General features: G+C 70.2%; 17 protein-coding genes. 10 read left to right on the top strand and 7 right to left on the bottom strand.

Features of this window, described 5'->3' with window-relative positions:
- The gene (locus Q0654_RS21330; RefSeq protein ID WP_298857202.1) at window positions 1-1,194 is read left to right on the top strand and encodes a tetratricopeptide repeat protein; all 1,194 of its coding nucleotides are present in this window, start codon (window positions 1-3) and stop codon (window positions 1,192-1,194) included.
- Complete coding sequence (locus tag Q0654_RS21325) at window positions 1,191-2,312, top strand: homoserine O-acetyltransferase (protein WP_298857200.1); 1,122 nt, start codon at window positions 1,191-1,193, stop codon at window positions 2,310-2,312. Before Q0654_RS21330 ends, Q0654_RS21325 begins: the two co-directional genes overlap by 4 nt.
- A gap of 101 nt (window positions 2,313-2,413) precedes the next feature.
- Here Q0654_RS21325 and Q0654_RS21320 read toward each other — a convergent pair whose 3' ends face one another.
- Window positions 2,414-2,569 carry a 30S ribosomal protein THX gene (locus Q0654_RS21320; RefSeq protein ID WP_298857195.1) on the bottom strand — a complete coding sequence of 52 codons (156 nt, stop codon included), beginning with the start codon at window positions 2,567-2,569 and terminating at the stop codon, window positions 2,414-2,416.
- Between the two features lie 213 nt (window positions 2,570-2,782).
- Between Q0654_RS21320 and Q0654_RS21315 the strand changes: the two genes are divergently transcribed.
- A complete protein-coding gene (locus Q0654_RS21315; protein ID WP_298857193.1) occupies window positions 2,783-3,271 on the top strand; it encodes a DUF4442 domain-containing protein in 489 nt (162 codons plus the stop codon).
- A 20-nt stretch (window positions 3,272-3,291) separates the two neighbouring features.
- Here Q0654_RS21315 and Q0654_RS21310 read toward each other — a convergent pair whose 3' ends face one another.
- Complete coding sequence (locus tag Q0654_RS21310; RefSeq protein ID WP_298857191.1) at window positions 3,292-3,759, bottom strand: MerC domain-containing protein; 468 nt, start codon at window positions 3,757-3,759, stop codon at window positions 3,292-3,294.
- 157 nt (window positions 3,760-3,916) lie between these two features.
- On the opposite strand from Q0654_RS21310, the gene Q0654_RS21305 reads away from it, so the two are divergent.
- Window positions 3,917-6,013 carry a TonB-dependent receptor gene (locus tag Q0654_RS21305; RefSeq protein ID WP_298857188.1) on the top strand — a complete coding sequence of 699 codons (2,097 nt, stop codon included), beginning with the start codon at window positions 3,917-3,919 and terminating at the stop codon, window positions 6,011-6,013.
- A 445-nt stretch (window positions 6,014-6,458) separates the two neighbouring features.
- Here Q0654_RS21305 and Q0654_RS21300 read toward each other — a convergent pair whose 3' ends face one another.
- Both Q0654_RS21300 and Q0654_RS21295 read right to left on the bottom strand, forming a co-directional pair.
- Window positions 6,459-6,692 carry a hypothetical protein gene (locus Q0654_RS21300; RefSeq protein ID WP_298857186.1) on the bottom strand — a complete coding sequence of 78 codons (234 nt, stop codon included), beginning with the start codon at window positions 6,690-6,692 and terminating at the stop codon, window positions 6,459-6,461.
- A 198-nt stretch (window positions 6,693-6,890) separates the two neighbouring features.
- On the bottom strand, window positions 6,891-7,472 hold the full coding sequence (locus tag Q0654_RS21295; protein ID WP_298857184.1) for a hypothetical protein: 582 nt from the start codon (window positions 7,470-7,472) through the stop codon (window positions 6,891-6,893).
- A 231-nt stretch (window positions 7,473-7,703) separates the two neighbouring features.
- On the opposite strand from Q0654_RS21295, the gene Q0654_RS21290 reads away from it, so the two are divergent.
- The 4 genes from Q0654_RS21290 to Q0654_RS21275 all read left to right on the top strand — a co-directional run bounded on the left by Q0654_RS21290 (window position 7,704) and on the right by Q0654_RS21275 (window position 11,751).
- Complete coding sequence (locus Q0654_RS21290) at window positions 7,704-9,281, top strand: ATP-binding protein (protein WP_298857182.1); 1,578 nt, start codon at window positions 7,704-7,706, stop codon at window positions 9,279-9,281.
- A gap of 19 nt (window positions 9,282-9,300) precedes the next feature.
- On the top strand, window positions 9,301-9,669 hold the full coding sequence (locus Q0654_RS21285) for a hypothetical protein (RefSeq protein ID WP_298857180.1): 369 nt from the start codon (window positions 9,301-9,303) through the stop codon (window positions 9,667-9,669).
- A gap of 94 nt (window positions 9,670-9,763) precedes the next feature.
- Window positions 9,764-10,984 (top strand): hypothetical protein, encoded by a 1,221-nt coding sequence (locus Q0654_RS21280; protein WP_298857179.1) that lies wholly within the window; start codon window positions 9,764-9,766, stop codon window positions 10,982-10,984.
- Window positions 10,972-11,751: a response regulator transcription factor gene (locus Q0654_RS21275; RefSeq protein ID WP_343230156.1), complete on the top strand. Its 780-nt coding sequence runs from the start codon at window positions 10,972-10,974 to the stop codon at window positions 11,749-11,751. Before Q0654_RS21280 ends, Q0654_RS21275 begins: the two co-directional genes overlap by 13 nt.
- Before the next feature lie 17 nt (window positions 11,752-11,768).
- Here the strand turns inward: Q0654_RS21275 and Q0654_RS21270 are convergent, their stop codons facing one another.
- The 3 genes from Q0654_RS21270 to gltX form a co-directional block, all read right to left on the bottom strand.
- Entirely contained in the window at window positions 11,769-13,541 is a 1,773-nt protein-coding gene (locus tag Q0654_RS21270; RefSeq protein WP_298857176.1) for a succinylglutamate desuccinylase/aspartoacylase family protein, read from the bottom strand.
- Window positions 13,528-14,034 carry a Fur family transcriptional regulator gene (locus tag Q0654_RS21265; protein ID WP_298857174.1) on the bottom strand — a complete coding sequence of 169 codons (507 nt, stop codon included), beginning with the start codon at window positions 14,032-14,034 and terminating at the stop codon, window positions 13,528-13,530. Before Q0654_RS21265 ends, Q0654_RS21270 begins: the two co-directional genes overlap by 14 nt.
- Before the next feature lie 72 nt (window positions 14,035-14,106).
- Window positions 14,107-15,501 carry a glutamate--tRNA ligase gene (gene gltX, locus Q0654_RS21260; RefSeq protein ID WP_298857172.1) on the bottom strand — a complete coding sequence of 465 codons (1,395 nt, stop codon included), beginning with the start codon at window positions 15,499-15,501 and terminating at the stop codon, window positions 14,107-14,109.
- A gap of 198 nt (window positions 15,502-15,699) precedes the next feature.
- Between gltX and Q0654_RS21255 the strand changes: the two genes are divergently transcribed.
- Complete coding sequence (locus Q0654_RS21255; RefSeq protein ID WP_298857171.1) at window positions 15,700-16,341, top strand: peptidylprolyl isomerase; 642 nt, start codon at window positions 15,700-15,702, stop codon at window positions 16,339-16,341.
- Window positions 16,342-16,415: 74 nt separating this feature from the next.
- Window positions 16,416-17,123, top strand: coding sequence for a UDP-2,3-diacylglucosamine diphosphatase (locus tag Q0654_RS21250; RefSeq protein WP_298857170.1), 708 nt, complete (start codon window positions 16,416-16,418; stop codon window positions 17,121-17,123).
- The last annotated feature ends 80 nt before the right edge of the window (window positions 17,124-17,203 follow it).

The following is a 17,203-nucleotide window of genomic DNA, read 5'->3' as shown; positions in this document are numbered from 1 at the left end:
ATGTTCTGGATCCTGGCCGCGGTGCTCGGCATCGCCGCGCTGGCCTTTGTGCTGCGCCCGCTGCTGAAGCCGCCCACGCTCGACGCGCACGCGGACAAGCGCCGCGCCCTGCGCGCCGCGGCAGCCACCGGCGCCCTGACCGATGCCGATCTCCGCGAGCGTCTGCAGGCCCTGCCGCCCGAGCCCGCCGCAGCGAAAGCCCCGCCACCCCTGCTGCTCGGCCTCGGCGCCCTGGTGCCCGCGCTTGCGGTTGGCCTGTACCTGTGGGTGGGCAGCCCGCAGGCGCTGGACCCCGCCAGCCATGTCGCCCCGCCGGCACCGACCACCATGGAGGAAGCGATCGCCGCACTCGAAGCGCGCCTGCAAGCGCAGCCGAATGACGTCGAAGGCTGGATCCTGCTTGGCCGCTCGCGCCGCGCGCAGGAAGACTTTGCGGCCGCCGAGGCCGCACTGGGCCGCGCCTTCCGCCTGCAGCCCGACGACATCGAGATCCAGCTCGACTATGCCGAAGCCAAGGCCCTGGCGACCCCGACCCGCCGCTTTGCCGGCGAGTCGCTGGCGCTGCTGGAGCAGGCCCACCAGCGCGAGCCCGGGCACGCGCGCGCCGCCTGGCTGCTCGGCATCGCCGCCGTGCAGGACGGCCGTCCGGCGGACGCGGCCAAGCTGTGGGAGCCGATCCTCGCGCAAATGCCGCAGGACGCACCGGCACGCCCGGCCTTGACGCAGCAGATCAACGAGGCGCGCCGCCAGGCCGGTCTGGCACTGCTGCCCGAGACGGCGGCGACCGCATCGACTGCACCGGGAACCGCGCCCGCGGCTCCCATCACGCCGGCGTCCGCTGACTCGACCGGCGCCCGCATCGAGGTCGAGGTCAGCCTCGCCCCCGAACTGGCCGCACGGCTGCCGGCGGACGCCGTGCTGTTCGTGTTCGCGCGCGCCCCGCAGGGCCCGCGCGCGCCGCTGGCGATCCAGCGACTTTCCGCCGCATCGCTGCCGACCACGGTGCTGCTGGACCAGAGCATGGGCATGATCGAGGGCATGAATCTTGGCGCCTTTCCCGAAGTGGTGGTGGGCGCGCGCGTCTCCGCCAGCGGCAACGCCACCCCGCAGGCGGGCGACCTGGAAGGCCTGACCGACCCTGTCGCCGTCAGCACCGGCCGCGCCAGCGTGGTGATCGACCGGATCCTGCCGTGACCGAATTCGTACCGCCCGCCACCCGCTGGTTCCACCTGCCCTCGCCGTTTCCGATGAAGCGCGGCGGCTGTCTGGACGGCGGCCGTCTCGCCTTTGAGACCTGGGGCGAACTCGACGCCCACCGCAGCAACGCGGTGCTGGTCCTCACCGGCCTGTCGCCGAGCGCGCACGCCGCCAGCCATGCCGACGATCCGGAATCCGGCTGGTGGGAAGCCGTGATCGGCCCGGGCAAACCCATCGACACCCGGCGCTGGTTCGTGATCTGCGTGAACTCGCTGGGCAGCTGCCGCGGCAGCAGCGGTCCGGCCTCGATCAATCCCGCTACGGGCGAGCCCTGGCGGCTGACCTTCCCCGAGCTGTCCGTGGAGGACGGCGCGCGCGCCGCCTACGCCCTGGTGCGGGGCCTCGGCATCGAACAGCTCGACACCGTGGTCGGCTGCTCGATGGGCGGGATGACGGCGCTGGCCTTCCTGCTGCAGCACCCGCTGGCGGCGCGGCGCATGCTCAACGTCTGCGGCGCCGCCCACGCCCTGCCCTTTTCGATCGCCGTGCGCTCGCTGCAACGCGAGGCGATCCGCCTTGATCCGCTGTGGAATGGCGGCGACTACAGCGACGACGCCTACCCCGAGAACGGCATGCGCATCGCCCGCAAGCTGGGCGTACTGACCTACCGTTCGGCGATCGAGTGGCATGGCCGCTTCGGCCGCGTGCGGCTGGACAGCGAACTGCGCGAGGACGATCCCTTCGGCCACGAGTTCCAGGTCGAAAGCTACCTGGAAGGCCACGCGCGGCGCTTCATCCGCCAGTTCGACCCCAACTGCTACCTGTACCTTTCGCGCTCGATGGACTGGTTCGACTGCGCGGAATATGGCGAGGGCGATGTGCTGCGCGGGCTCGCGCGCATCCGCCTGCAGCAGGCGCTGGTGATCGGCGTCGAGACCGACATCCTGTTCCCGATCGAACAGCAGTCGCAGATCGCCGAAGGGCTGCGCCGCGGCGGCGCCGACGTGCACTTCGCCAGCCTGCCCTCGCCGCAAGGGCATGACGCTTTCCTGGTCGATTTCGCGCGCTTCTCGCCGCTGATCGAGGATTTCATGTGCGCGGTGGCAGCCCCCTGACCGCGCGTGTCCCGACCAACGGTCACACCGCCGTCCCACCAACGAAAACGCCCCGCTCGGGGGCGGGGCGTCGTCGCGAGCCTGCCGGGGCAGTGCGAGGATCAGGCCTTCTTGCGGGCCGGAGCCTTCTTGGCCGGCGCCACAGCCGCCTTCGGGGTCACCGCCAGCGCGGTCGCCTTGGCGCCGCGTGGACGCGCGTTGCCGTAGCTGTGGTTGTAGATCTTGCCCTTGCGGGTGCGGGTATCGCCCTTGCCCATAATGTGCTCCTTGGAAAGTCTGGAAGCGGGTCGCTTCGGAAGGCCGCGTAGCCTATCACCTCAAGCCCGCAGCGCAAGCCGACAGCGCTCCGCCTGCAGTGTCCAGGGCGGACCTTCGGCATGCGAGGATCATCGCCTCGGGCGCGGGAGGGAGTCGCCACCCCAGCATGCGCGCACGCCGGGCGATGAGCCGCCCATTTCAGGAGGAAACCGATGTCCGACACCCGCCTCGCGCGCCGAATCGCCCAGCTCGAACGCCTTCCCGCCTGGATCCGCCCCTGGCTGCGCGATCGCATCCTCGGCCGCGCGGTCCCGATGGTGGGCACCGCGCGCCTGCACTTCGAGCGGATCGATGCCGAGGGGGTGGTGCTGGTCATCGCCAATCGGCGACCGATGCAGAACCACATCGGCGGCGTGCATGCGGCCGCCATGGCCCTGCTCGCAGAGACCGCCACGGGCTTCTGCCTGGGCTGGCACCTGCCCGACGACCGCCTGCCCCTGATCAAGAGCCTGCAGGTCGACTTCAAGCGCCGCACGGTCGGCGCGCTTCGGGCCACCGCTGCGCTGACGGCGGAACAGATCGAGCACATCCGCGCAGAGCCCAAGGGCGAGCTGCTGGTGCCGGTCAGCGTGGCTGACGAATCAGGCGAAGCGCCGATCGAATGCCGGATGCTGTGGGCTTGGATACCGCGCCAGCGTTGAGCCGCGGCAGGACCGCAGGCTCAGTGCCCGCAGTCCGGCCCGTGCCGGTGGGTGCGCGCCGACAGCTTCAGATTGCGCAGGTGTGCGGCGGCGACCAGCAGGCCACCGGCGGTCATCAGCACGGCGTGCGGCACCAGTTCGTGGTGCAGGGGCCCGAAGCTGCCGAACCAGAGCAGGCCGAGCCCCGGCGCGAGCAGCGCGAACGCGCTGAGCCCGCGATGCCAGCGGAAGCCAGCAAGCAGGCTCGACAGCGCGAGCAGGGTGGCGAAGACGACGAAGCCGCGCTCCAGCCACTCCGAGGCCAGGAAACTGGCCCCCAGCGCAGGCAGAAGGGCCAGCAGCAGCGGCCAGCTGGCGCAGTGGACGGCACACAGGAATGAGGCGGTGGCGCCAACGCGATCGGCACCGTCGCGCGCCGCTCCCACGGCATCCACGGCCAGCGAAGGCAGGCGCTCCAGGCGCTGAGCAACAGGGGAATGCATCGCCATGCGTGGCTCCGATACGACAGCGGGCGTGGCGCAGGACTTTCGGCCTGCGCGATCCCGAGATGTCATAGTATAACGTCTGCCGCTTCCAAGACGAGGGCGCCATCTGAGCGCCCTCTTTTTGGACCTCAGATCGCAACGTTATAACGCCGGAGCCCGCATGAAGATCCACCCTCTCACGCTCGTCATCAGCGCCCTTCTGCCCCAGCTGGTCCTCGGTCAGGGTATGGCCCCCCATGACGAAGAGCGCGCACGCACCCTGGACCAGCTGATCGTGACCGCGTCACCGCTGCGCTCGAACTCCGAGAACGTGGTCCAGCCCGTCGAGGTGCTCGCCGGCGAAGCGCTCGACGACCGCCGTGCGGGAACCCTGGGCGAGACGCTGTCCAGTGTGCTCGGCGTGCAGACCTCGTTCTTCGGCACGGGCGTGGGACGCCCGATCATCCGCGGCCAGGAAGGCGCGCGCGTGCAGGTGCTGAACGAGGGTATCGGCAGCCTGGATGCATCGACCACCAGCGTCGACCACGCGGTCAGCATCGAGCCCTTCCTCGCCGAACAGATCGAGGTTCTAAAGGGTCCGGCAACCCTGCTCTATGGGCCGGGCGCGATCGGCGGTGCAGTGAATGTGGTGGACGGTCGCGTGCCCAGCGCGCTGCCGGATGCGCCGATCAGCGGACGCGCCGAACTGCGCGCCGGCACCGTGGCCGACGAACGTAGTGCCATGTTTCGCCTAGATGGCGCGGCCGGGCGAATCGCCTGGCACCTCGATGGCTTCCGCCGCGACACCTCGGACTACGAGATCCCGGGCTATGCGCGACATCAGCATGACGACGAGCACGAGCACGAGCACGAAAACGAACACGAGGACGAGCACGGCCACGAAGAGGAGGAAAATCCCTTCGGACTGCTGCCGAACAGCGCGGTCGACACGCGCGGCGGCGCGGTCGGAGCCAGCTACATCGGCAGCCGCGGCTTCCTCGGTCTTGCGGTCAGCCGCTATGAAACGCTCTACGGCGTTCCGGGCCATGGCCACCACGAACACGCGCATGAGCATGGTCACGAGGGCGAAGACGAGGAAGAAGAGGGCGAGGAGCAGGTCCGCATCGACCTCGGACAGACCCGCTACGACCTCAAGGGCGGCCTGACCGAGCCCTTCGCCGGCGTGGAGTCGATGAACCTGCGTATCGGCGCCAACAACTACCGGCACGTCGAGCTGGAAGGCGACGAGATCGGAACGCGCTTCGACAACGATGCCGTCGAAGCGCGTGCCGACCTGGTGCACGCGCCCATCGCCGGCTGGCGTGGCGCGCTCGGGGTGCAGACCTCGCGGCGCGATTTCAGCGCGGTGGGCGAAGAGGCCTTCGTGCCGCCCTCGCTGACTCGTGACATCGGCCTGTTCCTGATCGAGGAGCAGGATCTCGATCGCTGGAAGTTCGAATGGGGCCTGCGCGCGGATCGCGTCGAAGTCGAGGCCGAGGGCCACGAGCGCCGCCGCTTCTCGGGTTTCAGCGCCTCCGCCGGCGCGCTTTTCCGCCTCAATGACGCCCTTCACTTCAGCGCCGGATTCGACCGCGCCGAGCGCGCGCCGAACGCCGAAGAGCTCTACTCGAACGGTCCGCACCTCGCCACCAGTGCCTTCGAGATCGGCGATGCCACGCTGTCCAGCGAGACGGCGCGCCAGATCGAGATCGGCGCCCATCTGCACGCCGGCCCGCTGAGCGGCAAGCTGTCCATCTATCGCAATCGTCTCAATGACTTCATCTATCTCGACGAAACCGGCGAAGAGGAGGACGGACTGCCGGTGCGGCTCTGGACCCAGGCCGACGCCACCTTCCGCGGACTCGAGACCGAGCTGAGCTGGGCGGTCGTCGACAACGCCAGCGGCGCGTGGAATCTGCGCCTGAGCGGCGACGGCGTGAACGCCAAGCTCGACCAGGGCGGCCGCCTGCCGCGCATCGCTCCCTCGCGCACCACGCTGGGCATCGATTGGGACCTGGGCGGCTGGCGCGCCTCGGTGGAAACCCAGCGCTACGCGCGGCAGGACGATGTCGCCGAGTTCGAGGAGCCTACCGATGGCTTCAGCCTGCTGAACGCAAGCCTCGCCTATCACTGGGATGTCGGCGACATCGGCTGGGAGGTCTATCTGCGCGGAAACAACCTGGGCAACCGCGAGGGGCGTATGCACACCTCGGTGCTGAAGGAAGTCGCCCCCCTGCCGGGACGCAATCTCCTGTTCGGACTGCGCGCCTTCTTCTGAGGCGCAATCCCGGCAATCTGCTGCGGGATCGGACCAACGGCGACAGTTCGACGTCGGTCCGGTCTCCGCGCAGCCTGGGCGCGCCCGAGCTGCCATCCCCGGCGCCGCAGGCCTCCGATCAGCAGCCCTGCGAGTGCGGCACACGCCGCGTGGACGACGACGGGCTCCACCCCTGGACCCGCCGTCGTCTGTCGCGAACTGTCCCGGGCTTCCGGCCTGGCCTGCGCCGCACTGCAGGGCAGCCGGGCCGGAAACGAAGACGGGTAGGCGGCAAGAAAATCGCCGCATGGGCCCGCACCGGCCTCCCTGCCGATCGGCGCCGCCGACTGCGCGCGGTGCTCAAGCGCACCGCGGGATAGAAAAGCCAAGAGCGTAAGGACACGGAACTAGGACTTGACGCGGAATGCGCCGCGCCGGGACGCGGCAGAACACGGCACGTGACCGCTCAGCGGCTGCCCGCTACCGATGCGGTGCCGCCCGCCTGCAGCGACAGGACCGACTCGCGGGGACCCAGCGGAGGGTCCAGCACGAACTGGAAGCCGAGGCTCAGGAATCCGAGCACCAGGAAGAAGGAAACAAGCGTCTTCCGCAGGCGCAGCACGTTGCGCGCCGGGTGCGCGCTGGTCAGCCAGAAGGCTCCCAGGGCCAGCAGCAGGAACACGAACGACAGGATCAGCATGGGCCACCTCCTTCGGGTTCATGGACAACACGCGGCGCGCCAGCAGTGCGCCTTGCCGCTTCATCCTCCTGATCACGCCGCTGGCGCGGTGCGCCGCGACAGACACCTGAATTCGCTCGAACCACCCGCGCCTGCGGCCGATCGCAACCGCGGCGCCAGAGCGGTGCAGCCGGAACGGCCGCGCTCCGTGGCCCTGTGTCAGTCATCAAGCGCCACATCCCACAGCAGCGCGCCGTCGCGCAGGCTGAGCAGATGTTCGCTGGATGCGCCACTGCGCTCGGTGCGCAGGCTGCGCGCCCGCAAGCCGCCGGCGCCGTCGGCGAGCAGATCGGTGACCTCGCCCTCCAGCTCCAGCTTCCAGCGCATCGCGCCCGAGTCCATCGCGATCGCCAACAGGGTGGTGCGGGCGTCCGGGAAGGCCGCCGAGGTCGGACGCGCCAGCGCGAGATACAGCACCTCGTGATCTTCGACCAGTGACGTCACTGCGCCCTCGCCCAGGCTCAGCAGCCAGGCAGTGCGCCCCAGCGCGTCGAAGTAGCGCAGCTCGACGGCCGGCGGCCGGTCGGCGGCGTCCAACGGCAGACGCTCGCTGACCAGCACGGTGTTGCCGCGCGCGTCCGCCCACAGCCCGCGCGCACTCAGCTGACCGCCCGTCGGCGCCCGCGCCGCGGCGACGCCGGACTCGGGCCGGACAGCCTCGGGCTGCAGCGCACTGGCGACGGCCGCGGCAGTCAGCAGCAGCACGGCCACGGGGACCAGCGAGTGCAGGCTGAAGCGCATGGTGGGCGAATTCCTTTCGTGGGCCGGCATGCTGCGGCGATGCTGTGGAGCAAACCACGCGGGCGCCTTGTTTTCAGTCCCCCGAATGTGGGGCTTGCGTAGCAGCCGATCAGCGCAGCGCAGCCTGTGTCCGACCTTTGTATCCGCTTTGTAGGCGGGCCTGCGCCAGCTCGCCCTGCGTGTTAGCGTGCGCCGGCCTGTGCTCGGGCGATTTCCGGTGTCGATCCACTCGTGTCCAGCCTGTTCGTCCGCCTCTATGTCGGCCTGATCCTGGCGATGCTGGTCATCGCCGGCGGCGTGCTGGCGGGCCTCGGACTGATCGAATCCCTGCGCGCGGCGAACTATCGGGAAGCAGTGCTTACGGCGCCCATGCAGCTCATGTCGGAAGGCGTCGCCCGCCACTCGGGCGAAGAGCGCCAGCGCTGGCTGGACATCGCCGCACGCCTGCTGACCGCCGAACTGCGCGTCGAGACGACCCCGCAACCGCCGCGCACCCTGGTGGTCGAGCGCACCGGCGAGCAGCAGTACCGGGCGCGACTGGCCCTGCCCGGCAGCGACAACGAGCAGCTGGTGCTGCTGTTCCAGAACTGGACGGAACAGCAGTGGCGGGCCACCACCTTCTTCCTGCTCAACGAGCTGGGGCGACTGCCGCCGGACACGCAGCGCGAGGCCCTGCAGCGGATCGCCGACAGCCTGCCTTATCCGGTGCGCCACCTGGGTCTCGACGAGGTCGAGCTGGATCCACGCCAGCGCGAGCGCATCGCCGCCGGCGAAGTCGTGATGCAGATCGAATGGCGCGATGGTGGCCGTCCGAGCACCCGCTTCTTCGCGCCCTACGGCCAGCGCGGCGACGTGCTCGCCGTGGGTCCCGTCCCGAGCCTGGGGCCCCTGCCCCTGCCCGTGGTGCTGTCGGTCATCGTCGCGGCGGCCCTGGCCTTCTCCGCCGTCGCCATGTGGGCGATCCGCAGCCTCGAGCGGCGGCTGCAGCGCATCGATCGCGCGCTGTCGCGCTTCGGCACCGCGGACTTCGAGCTGGGCGAGCTGGGCCCGACCTCGCCCGATGCGATCGGAAGGCTTGCGCAGTCCACCCATCGCATGGCCGCCCGCATCCGCAGCCTGCTGCGCGCCCAGCAGGAGCTCGTACAGGGGATTTCCCACGACCTGCGAACGCCGGTGGCGCGGGTCCGCCTGCGGCTGGAGCTGCTGCGGGTGGACGAGTCACAGCATGAGCGCGTGGCCGGCATCCGCCGCGACCTCGATGAGCTTGAGAGTCTCATCGACGCCTCCATCACCTACTCGCGGCTCGACGAGGGCGGCATGGTCCTGGCCACCCAGGCCTTCGATGTCGCCCAGGAGCTCGGCGATGTGCTGCGGGACCAGAGCCTGCTCGCCCGCGATATCGCCCTGTCGATCGACCTGCCGCCCACCCAGCGCCCCCTTTCGGCCGACCGCGCCTTGCTGCGCCGGGCAGTGCAGAACCTGCTGGGCAATGCGCTGCGCCATGCCCACTCCCGGGTGGCCGTGCAGCTGCGCGAAGCGCCGGGTGGCGTAAGCATCGCCGTCGAGGACGACGGCCCCGGTGTCCCCGAGTCCCAGCGCGAGCGGATCTTCGAGCCGTTCTCGCGCCTCGACGAGACTCGAAGCAAGAGTTCGGGGGGCTATGGCCTGGGCCTCGCCATCGTCCGCCGGATTGCCGAACGCCACGGTGGCCGCATCGCCTGCGGCGTCGCCGCGCTGGGCGGCGCCCGCTTCGAGCTGGAGCTGCCCTGGGCCGCTGGCAGCGCCACCCCCTCGCCTGCACGATCATGAACAGCTACACTCGCGCGTCATGAAGACCCAATCGCTCGCGATGCTGGCTGTCCTGCTCTGCGCCGCCCAGGCTGACGCCCTGGCCGCAGATCCTTCCCGCAGCTCCCGCGACCGCAGTGCCGACAAGGCCGAAGCGGCAGCGGTGGCAGCGACCAAGCCCGCCGCCGAGGATTGGGGAATCTGGAACCGCGCGCCCCGGCGCGCCGGACGCGATCCGTTGCTGGCTCTCGGCCAGCGCGACCGCGCCCCCAACCCCGAACCGATCGATGCTGCCGTACGCAGCGACCCCGCCGACCGCAATGTCGACAATGGCGAAATCGATCTAAACCTCTGGGACAGCGGCCGAATCACCCTGCCGCCGCCGCCCAAGCCCGATGACGGCACCTGATCGGACGACGCGCCGCTCCATCACTTCCGCGCGACTGCCGCTTGCCGGCCGACTGCTCCTTGCCGGTCTGGTTCCCTTCGGGCCGTCCGGCCTCTTGCATGCCGCCGTACCCGAGTGCCCCGAGCCCGAGGCCTGCCTCGAAGCCGCGCTCGCCGCGCGCGAGGAACAGGGCGAGCTTGCCGCCCTGGAATGGCTGGACGCCCTGATCGCGGAGCACCCGCAGCGCCTGCGCGCCCGCGCCGAACGTGCGCTCAGCCTGTATCGCCTGCATCGCATGCAGGAAAGCATCGACGAGATCGACGGCCTGCTTGCACTGGAGCTTCCGCGCAACGTCCGCGCCAACCTCCAGGCCCTGCGTGACGAGGCCCGCTTCCGCCTGACCTCACGCGCCACCACCCGCTTCGGCATGCGCCTCGCCCTCGGCCATGACGACAACGTGGCCAGCTTCGCCGACTTCGACGCGCGTCGCGAAGGCACCAGCACGGCCATCGGCACCATCGGCGGCAGTCCGGATGAGTACACCGAAGCCGCGGGCCGCCTGCGCCTGCGCAGCGTCGGCACGGGCACGATCAACAGCCGCTTCGACGCCGACCTGAACCTGCGCCGCTATGCCCGGCAAAGCGAGTTCGACCTCGCCGACCTGCGCCTGCGCGGCGGCGTCGAGTGGCGTCCAAGCGGACTGTTCGGCCTGTCGCTGGCACCGGGCCTGCGCCACCTCAACCGCGAAGGCGAACCCCTGCTCAGCGACGGCAGCCTCGAACTCGCCGCTGGCTTCAGCCACGACCCGCTGTCGCTGCGGATTGGCCTGGAGCGCGCAGCGCGCCGCTACGACAGCAGCCGCTTCGCCGGACTCGACGCCCTGCACTGGGCCGGCAGCCTGCGCGGCCAGCTGATCTTCGGCCGCGAGGTGCAGTGGTGGCTGGCCGCCGACCTGGAGTACCGCGAGGAGCAGGCGCGCAGCCGGGTTCAGTCGCGCGATCTCGAACGCGCCAGCCTCCACGCCGGGCGCAGCAGCGAATCGCACGAATGGTCACTGTCTCTGGACGACAGCCGCTATCGCTACCGCGGGGGCAGCGGCCAACCGCCGGTCGTGCTGCCGCCGGTCGACTTCGACAGCGACGAAGGCCCGCCCAAGCCGGTCACCTTCGGCGTCAACCGATTGATCTACCGCAGCCTTGAAGCCCGTTATCGCTATCACCTCGATGCCCGCTGGAGCCTGCAGCTGCGGCTGCGCCGGCAGCTGTCCGCGATTGGCGGCATCGAGGCTTCTCTGGACCGTACCAGCATCGATGTCGGAATCGAATGGAACCGCTGACGCCTGACCCTACTGAGCTTGCGCCCTTGCGCCTTCTGGTCGTCGAGGACGACCCCGAACTCGGCAGCCTGCTGCAGGAATACCTCGGCGCCCAGGGCTACCAGGTCGACCTGGAACCGAACGGTCGCGCCGCGGTGGCGCGGATCCTCGCCGAGCCCTATGCGCTGGTGATCCTCGACCTGATGCTGCCCGGCGAAGACGGCTTCGGCGTCTGCCGGCAGGTGCGGCCGCTGTATCACGGACGCATCCTGATGCTCACCGCGCGCGAGGACAGCATCGACCAGGTGCTGGGGCTGGAGCTGGGCGCGGACGACTACGTGCGCAAACCCGTCGAGCCTCGCGTGCTGCTGGCGCGCGTGCGGGCGCTGCTGCGCCGCGACCCGGTGCCGGTCAGCGTGCCGCCGGCCGCGGCGGCCACCCCTGCGCGTGCGGCCGCACCCGCCGTACTGAGCCTGGCCGGCATCACCCTCGACGAGGGTGCGCATGAAGTGCGCGTGCAGGGGGAGCCGATCGACCTCACCGAAGCGCAGTTCGGCCTGCTGCGCCTGTTCCTGCGGAACGCCGGCGTGGTGATGTCGCGGCAGGAACTGTTCAGCGGCCTGCGCGGCATCGACTACGACGGCCAGAACCGCGGCATCGACCTGCTGGTTTCGCAGCTGCGCGCGCGCATCGGCGACGATCCCGCGCAGCCACGGCTGATCAAGACCATCCGCGCCCGCGGCTATCTGTTCGTGCGCCCGGGCGAGGAGCCGCGCGGCGACGGCTGACGCGCCACCGACCCCCGCTACTCGTAGTTCTCGTCACGCGCGTCGCCCTCACCTTCGACTTCGGCATCGCCCGATGGATCTTCCATGGGGTCGGGTCCGGGCTCGCCATTGACCGGCGGACGTCCCGCGTCTTCCTCGAAGGGCAGCACCGCCTGGCCGGTCGCGGCCTGGGTGACCGCGCCGGTTTCGCTGGTCTCCTCGCCGAGGTGGAAGATCGCATAGCCGGGCAGCACCACCTGGTTCAGGGCCATGCCGATGACGCGTCCCGACACGCTCGCGACGATGTCCGTTTCCGAGTTCTCCAGCGGATCCACGATCAGGCCGATGCGCTGCCCACGCTGCACGCGCTCCCCCAGGCTGACGTCGCTGATCAGCATGCCGCCGCGGTTGGCGCGCACCCAGCGCGACTCGTAGAAGATCGCCTGCGGCTCCAGCCATGCCGGGCTGTCGCGCACCATGCCGAGCTTGTGTACCAGGGTAAGCAGCGCCTGCACGCCGGCCTCGATCTCGCGCGGCTCAAGCTCGCCCGGGCCGCCCACTTCGAAGGTCACCGCGGGGATTCCGGCCTGGGTGGCCGCCACCCGCAGCATGCCGCGCGAACCCGCGCTGTGCAGGACCGGAGTGGCGCCGAATCCGCGGGTGAACTCCAGCACGTGCGGTATGCGCAGGTCGGCGCGCACCTGCGGCAGGTTGATGCGGTCGAAGCTGCCGGTGTGCATGTCGACCAGGGCGTCGCAATGGCGCGCCACCTGATCGAAGAAGCTGTGGGCGATGCGCGAGGCAATGCTGCCGGTGGGGCTGCCGGGGAAGAAGCGATTGAGGTCACGGCGGTCCGGCAGGTAGCGCGAGTTGCGGCTGAAGCCGAACAGATTGACCACGGGCACGCCGATCACGGTGCCAGCCAGCGGGCTGGTCGAGAGCTCCTTCATCACCCTGCGCACGACCTCGACGCCGTTCAGCTCGTCGCCATGGACCGCGGCGGTGAGGCACAGCACCGGTCCGGCGCGGTCGCCGTGCACGACGTCGACCGGCGTGCGCATGTCGCCACCGGCATAGGTCTGGCTGGCGTTCCAGTACAGGCGGGTACGCGTGCCCGGCTCGACCTCGGCACCCAGCAGGCTGAAGCTTCGGATCACCCGCGGGCCGACGAACTCAGGACTGTCAGGGTCGCCCACCGGTTCGATCGCGGGTGGGCCGGCATCGGCCTGGCCCGGCCAGTCGTAGGCGAGTCGCTGCAAGGTCTCGCTGTCGGCGGCGAGGTCGGCCGTCGAGTCGGCGGGTCCATCACCCGCGGTCGCCGAATCAGGTCGGGCCTGCGGTAGCACTGCGTCTGCCTGCGTCGTTTCGCCCTGCACTTCGGCTGCGGCAGCCGGGTCAGGCGAAGCATTCACGCCTGCAGCGCCTGCGGAGGCCGCTGCATCGACAGGCCCCGGAACGGACGCCGGAGCATCGCCCGGCGGCGCAAAGGTGTCGGGCGCCGGCGGCCCCATTTCGATGGCGCCGGGGGGCGTGGCCTCCGCGGGCTCGGGCAGAGCCTCCTGGACGGCGCGTGCATCGTCCTCGATCGCCGGCAGTGCCAGCGTCTCACCGCCCTCTGCGGGAGGCTCTTCGGCGATCGGATCCGGCCAGGGGCCCAGTTCGGGCGCCGGTCGCGGCGCTTCGCTGGCGGAGGCAGCGGCCGCCGTGCACGCCAGCAGCGCATGCAGGACCCAGGCGCGCCAGACAAAGCTGCGCCGCCCTGGGGGGCGAGTCCGCTCCGCTGCGGTCAGCGCAGCCTCAGCGGCCTGCATTCGCCGCCACGCAATCGGCGCAGAGACCATGCACTTCCAGGGTCTGCGCGTGCGGCTCGAAGCCCAGCGCGCGCGCCTGTCCGAGCAACAGGCGGGTCACGGCTTCGTCTTCCAACTCCACCGTGGCCAGACAGCCCCGGCAGATGAGGAATGGCACCGAATGCTGGTGCCGCGGGTGATGGCAGCCGACGAAGGCGTTGATCGATTCCAGCTTGTGGATGAAGCCGTTCGCCAGCAGGAAGTCGAGCGCGCGATAGACCGTCGGCGGGGCGACCGGCCCGCGCGCGTCGCGCATCTGGTCGAGCAAGGCATAGGCCTTGACCGGCCGGTCGGCGTCGGCGATCAGGCGCAGCACCTGCTCGCGCAGGGCCGTCAGCCGCAGGCCGCGCTCACGGCAGACCGCCTCCACCTCGGCGAGGTAGGCGGCGGCGTCATGGACATGGCTCTCTGGATGGCTGCAGGCCTGGTGGGCCGCTTTGGGCTCGTGCGACATGCGCCGGATCATAGCATCGGGCCTGCGTGGCTCCGGTCGCGGTTCAACCGACATCTGAGGGCGCAGAAACCCTCAACCGACCCGGGCGATCGCGTCCTCGATGCGCTTCAGCGCGCCCTTGCGTCCAGCCAGGAAGACCGTGTGCTCGATCGACGGCGACACCGTGCCGCCGGTGGTGGCGACGCGCAGCGGCTGGGCGACCTTGCCCATGCCCAGCGCCAGCGCGGCCGCGGTGGCTTCCAGAGCGCCGTGTACGGCGGTCGGGCTCCATTCCTGAAGGGCGGAAAAACGTGCATGCGCCTCGCGCAGCACCGCGACCGCCGGCCTCAGATGCTTCTCGACCGCGGCCTCGTCCCAGGCCTGGATGGGGCCGTACCACAGCGCCGCACGCTCGGCCATTTCCTTCAGGGTCTTCACGCGATCGCGCAGGGCGACGACGACGTCGGCCGGATTCGGCCCCGAGGCGAGATCGTAGCCGGCCTGCTCCAGATGCCAGTGCAGGTGCTTGGCGACCTCGGCCGGGTCGTCGGTCTTCAGGTAGTGCTGGTTCAGCCAGGCCAGCTTGTCGAAATCGAAGCGCGAGGCCGCGCGGTTGACGTCGTCGATTCGGAACAGGCGGACCATCTCCTCGATCGAGAAGATCTCCTGGTCGCCGTGGCTCCAGCCGAGGCGCACGATGTAGTTGAGCAGCGCATGCGGCAGGTAACCGTCGTCGCGGTACTGCATCACGCTGACCGCGCCGTGGCGCTTGCTGAGCTTGGCGCCGTCGGCACCGAGGATCATCGGCAGGTGCGAGAAGCGCGGCACCGGCGCGCCCAGGGCCTCGTACAGATTGATCTGGCGCGGCGTGTTGTTGACGTGGTCGTCGCCGCGAATCACGTCGGTGATGCCCATGTCGAGGTCGTCGATGACCACGGCGAAATTGTAGGTCGGGTAGTCGTCCGAGCGGATCAGCACGAGGTCGTCAAGCTCGGTGTTCGACCACTCGATGCGCCCCTTGACGCGGTCGTCGAAGACTACGCTGCCAGTGAGCGGATTCTTCAGGCGGATGACCCGGTTGGGGTCGTCGCGGCGCGGCAGGTTCAGCTCGCGCGAACGGCCGTCGTAGCGCGGCTTCTCGCCGCGCTCGGTGGCGGCGGCGCGCATGGCGTCGATCTCCTCGCGGGTTTCGTACGCGTAGTAGGCCTTGCCCGCCTGCACCAGCTCCGAGGCGACCTGGCGGTAGCGCTCCAGACGATGGGTCTGGAAGATCGGACCTTCGTCGGCGTCCAGCCCCAGCCAGCGCATGCCGTCGAGGATGGCGTCGACCGCGGCCTGGGTGCTGCGCTCGCGGTCGGTGTCCTCGATGCGCAGCACGAACTGCCCGCCTTCGTGGCGTGCGGCCAGCCAGCAATAGAGCGCCGTGCGGGCGCCGCCGATGTGCAGGTAGCCGGTGGGACTGGGGGCGAAGCGGGTGCGACAGGTCATGGCGTGGCCGGGCGGCGAAAACGGGCGCGGATTGTAGCAGCGCCATCGGGAACCTCCGGCCGCGACCCGGGGTCCAGCGGCGCGCGGCGCGACCCGCTTGCTGCCTACAATGCCGGGCCCGGCCCTGTGGCCGGCGCCGGCCGTCGCCGCCGAGCGCACCACCGTCATCCGATTCCCTTCGCCCAACGAGGAGCCGACATGCTTCGCAGCCTTGCCCTGACGCTCGCCTTCCTGCCCTTCGCCACCTTCGCGCAGGACACCGCCCCCAGCGCTCCCCCGGCACCGGCGCCTGCGCCCGCCGCCGAGCAGCCGGCCGCCCCCGCGCCGCGCGTCGCGCTCACCACCAATCTCGGCCGCATCGTGATCGAGCTCGACCCGGTCAAGGCGCCGAAGTCCGCGGAGAACTTCCTGCAGTACGTGCGCGACGGCTTCTACGCCGGCACCGTGTTCCACCGCGTCATCCCGGGCTTCATGGCCCAGGGCGGCGGTTTCACCGCCGACCTGCAGCTGAAGCCGACCCGCGCGGCGATTCCGAACGAGGCCAACAACGGCCTGTCCAACCTGCGCGGCACGGTCGCGATGGCGCGCACCAATGATCCGCACTCCGCGACCGCACAGTTCTTCATCAACGTGGTCGACAACCAGCGCCTCGACTTCGTCTCCGAGCAGGACGGCCTGTGGGGCTATGCGGTGTTCGGCAAGGTCGTCGAAGGCATGGAAGTGGTCGACAAGATCATCGCCATCCCGACCGGCGGCCAGGGCCCGCTGCCGAGTGCCGTGCCGATGGAGCCGGTAGTGATCGAAAGCGCCGAGCTGCTGGCCGACACTCCCGCGGGCTGAACCGGCCCGTCGTGCGCCGGGCGGGATCCGCACTCCCGTCCGGCACTGCCTCCCTCCTGCAAGCGGCGCACTGCGTGAGCCAATTCTTCATCTCAGATCTGCATCTCGACACGGCACGCCCACAGATCACCGAGCTGTTCCTGCGCTTCCTGCGCGATGAGGCCCAGCAGGCCGAGTCCCTGTACATCCTTGGCGACCTGTTCGAGGCCTGGATCGGTGACGACGCGCCGGGTGCGCTGGGCAACGAGGTGGCGCACTCGCTGTCGGCCTGCGCGCGCGCCGGCACGCGGCTTGGTTTCATCCGCGGCAACCGCGATTTCCTGATGGGGCCTGCCTATGCCCGCCGCTGCGGCATCCAGCTCCTGCCCGACCCCTGCGTCCTGAAGCTGGGTGACCACCCCACCCTGCTGCTGCACGGCGATCTGCTGTGCACCGCCGACATCGCCTACCAGCGCTTCCGGGCGCAGAGCCGCAGCCCGGACTGGCAGGCGGTCTTCCTCGCGCGGCCGCTGGCCGATCGCGAAGCGTTCGCAGCGCAGGCGCGCGGCGAGAGCCAGCGCTACCAGCAGTCGCTGCAGTCCGAGCTGACCGACGCCCAGCCCGAGGCGGTCGACGCCATGCTGCGTTTGTATGGTGTTGGCCGGATGATCCATGGCCACACGCACCGCCCCGCCGTGCATGCGCTGCCTTCAGGCGCCCGTCGCTACGTGCTGGGCGACTGGTATGACCACGGCAGTGTGCTGCGCATCACCGGCAGCGACTGGCAGCTTTCGCGCCTCTGAGCCCGCCCCCTGAGCGGACGGATTGACCCGCCCGCGACGGTCACCGCTGCTATCCTCCCCACCGTACGCAGGAGCATGGT

This window comes from uncultured Aquimonas sp. (assembly GCF_937888285.1).
Classification (GTDB): domain Bacteria; phylum Pseudomonadota; class Gammaproteobacteria; order Xanthomonadales; family Xanthomonadaceae; genus Aquimonas.
This window is presented reverse-complemented; position numbering and strand designations above follow the sequence as displayed.

What these genes read in the sequence shown, in the direction of transcription:
- Q0654_RS21330 (WP_298857202.1), top strand. Translation starts at nt 1, where the DNA reads ATGTTCTGGATCCTGGCCGCGGTGCTCGGCATCGCCGCGCTGGCCTTT.
- Q0654_RS21320 (WP_298857195.1), bottom strand. Translation starts at nt 2,569, where the DNA reads ATGGGCAAGGGCGATACCCGCACCCGCAAGGGCAAGATCTACAACCAC.
- Q0654_RS21315 (WP_298857193.1), top strand. Translation starts at nt 2,783, where the DNA reads ATGTCCGACACCCGCCTCGCGCGCCGAATCGCCCAGCTCGAACGCCTT.
- Q0654_RS21310 (WP_298857191.1), bottom strand. Translation starts at nt 3,759, where the DNA reads ATGGCGATGCATTCCCCTGTTGCTCAGCGCCTGGAGCGCCTGCCTTCG.
- Q0654_RS21305 (WP_298857188.1), top strand. Translation starts at nt 3,917, where the DNA reads ATGAAGATCCACCCTCTCACGCTCGTCATCAGCGCCCTTCTGCCCCAG.
- Q0654_RS21300 (WP_298857186.1), bottom strand. Translation starts at nt 6,692, where the DNA reads ATGCTGATCCTGTCGTTCGTGTTCCTGCTGCTGGCCCTGGGAGCCTTC.
- Q0654_RS21295 (WP_298857184.1), bottom strand. Translation starts at nt 7,472, where the DNA reads ATGCGCTTCAGCCTGCACTCGCTGGTCCCCGTGGCCGTGCTGCTGCTG.
- Q0654_RS21285 (WP_298857180.1), top strand. Translation starts at nt 9,301, where the DNA reads ATGAAGACCCAATCGCTCGCGATGCTGGCTGTCCTGCTCTGCGCCGCC.
- Q0654_RS21275 (WP_343230156.1), top strand. Translation starts at nt 10,972, where the DNA reads ATGGAACCGCTGACGCCTGACCCTACTGAGCTTGCGCCCTTGCGCCTT.
- Q0654_RS21270 (WP_298857176.1), bottom strand. Translation starts at nt 13,541, where the DNA reads ATGCAGGCCGCTGAGGCTGCGCTGACCGCAGCGGAGCGGACTCGCCCC.
- Q0654_RS21265 (WP_298857174.1), bottom strand. Translation starts at nt 14,034, where the DNA reads ATGTCGCACGAGCCCAAAGCGGCCCACCAGGCCTGCAGCCATCCAGAG.
- gltX (WP_298857172.1), bottom strand. Translation starts at nt 15,501, where the DNA reads ATGACCTGTCGCACCCGCTTCGCCCCCAGTCCCACCGGCTACCTGCAC.
- Q0654_RS21255 (WP_298857171.1), top strand. Translation starts at nt 15,700, where the DNA reads ATGCTTCGCAGCCTTGCCCTGACGCTCGCCTTCCTGCCCTTCGCCACC.